General features: G+C 68.6%; 2 protein-coding genes. Both read right to left on the bottom strand.

Annotation, left to right across the window (positions count from 1 at the left end):
• Nucleotides 1-446, bottom strand: a 446-nt coding sequence (locus EQG76_RS07665; protein WP_159712092.1) for a 4Fe-4S dicluster domain-containing protein, incomplete at its 3' end; no start/stop codon positions are given.
• On the bottom strand, nucleotides 443-1,257 hold an 815-nt coding region (locus EQG76_RS07660), incomplete at its 5' end, for a molybdopterin dinucleotide binding domain-containing protein (protein ID WP_321573438.1). The genes EQG76_RS07665 and EQG76_RS07660, both read right to left, overlap by 4 nt.

Here is a 1,257-nt window from a genome sequence, read left to right as displayed (position 1 = left end):
ATCCGGTCCACGCAGAGCGTGCACTTCTTCATCACCCCCGCTTGCCCATCCAGCTCGCGGGCGCCATAGGGGCAGGCCCAGGCGCACAGGCCGCAGCCGATGCACTTGTCCTCGTCCACCAGGACGATGCCGTCGGACGCCCGCTTGAACGAGGCGCCGGTTGGGCAGACCGTCACGCAATGGGCGTTCTCGCAATGGAGGCAGGACTTGGGGAAGTGGACCATCCGGCCGTCCGGACCCGAGCCGGCCTCGAAGCCGTGGACACGGTTGAGCCAGGTGCCCGACGGTCCTGCGCCATAGGCCTGCTCGTCCGCGAGCGGGGCGCCATAGCCGCCAGTGTTCCATTCCTTGCATGCGACCACGCAGGCCTGGCAACCGACGCAGGTGTCCAGGTCGATCACCAGGCCCAGGCGCCGGGGCGACGGTGCGGCGGGCAGCATCGTCATCGACTGGGCCTCCAGGGGCGGAACCGGCTGCCATAGGCGACCTGATCGGGTGCCGGCGGCTGGCCAGGCGGGCGCGCAATGGGCGGGAAGACCGGATGGACCCGCTCGTCCGGGCGGACGACCTTCTCGATCCGCACGGTCAGGTCATACCAGGCGGCCTGGCCGGTGACCGGGTCGGCGTTCGGGTAGCGCTGGCCGTCCTCCCGGGCCGGCAGGAGATCGTCGATCAAGTGGTTCAACAGGAAGCCGCGCCGGGCTTCGTTGGCATCCTTGTCCAGCCCCCAGGTGCCGGCGCGCTTGCCGATCGCGTTCCAAGTCCACACCGTCTGCCCGTTCACCCCTTCCATCACCCGGATCTGGACCTGGATGGCGCCGTGCCGGCTTTCCAGCAGCACCCAGTCATCATCAACCAGCCCGTGCCGTGCTGCCTCCGCCGCCGGGATGTAGAGCCGGTTCTCGCCCAGGATCTGACGGAGCCAGACATTCTGCGAATGCCAGGCATGGTACATCGCCATCGGCCGCTGGGTGATCGCGTGCAGGGGAAAGCGGTCGCGGTCGGCCGCCGCGTCGAACGGCGGGTACCAGAACGGCAGCGGGTCGAAATAGGTGGCGATCCTGGCCCGGTGCCGCTCGGGCGGCAGCACCTTGCCATGACCCTGGCCGGCCAGCCGGAACTTCTGCAAGGGCTCGCTGTAGAGCTGCACGGTGAGCGGGCCCACGGCCGGCATCATGCCGGTACGGACCGCGAGGTTCTGATAGTCCTTGTTGAAATGCTTCATGAACCGGGCGGACGGCGGCAGCTCTTCCTGGA

The sequence above is a fragment of the Geminicoccus flavidas genome (genome assembly GCF_009806515.1).
In the GTDB taxonomy this organism is placed as follows: Bacteria; Pseudomonadota; Alphaproteobacteria; order Geminicoccales; family Geminicoccaceae; genus Geminicoccus; species Geminicoccus flavidus.
The sequence above is the reverse complement of the archived record's forward strand: the minus strand, read 5'-3'. Positions and strand labels throughout refer to the sequence as shown.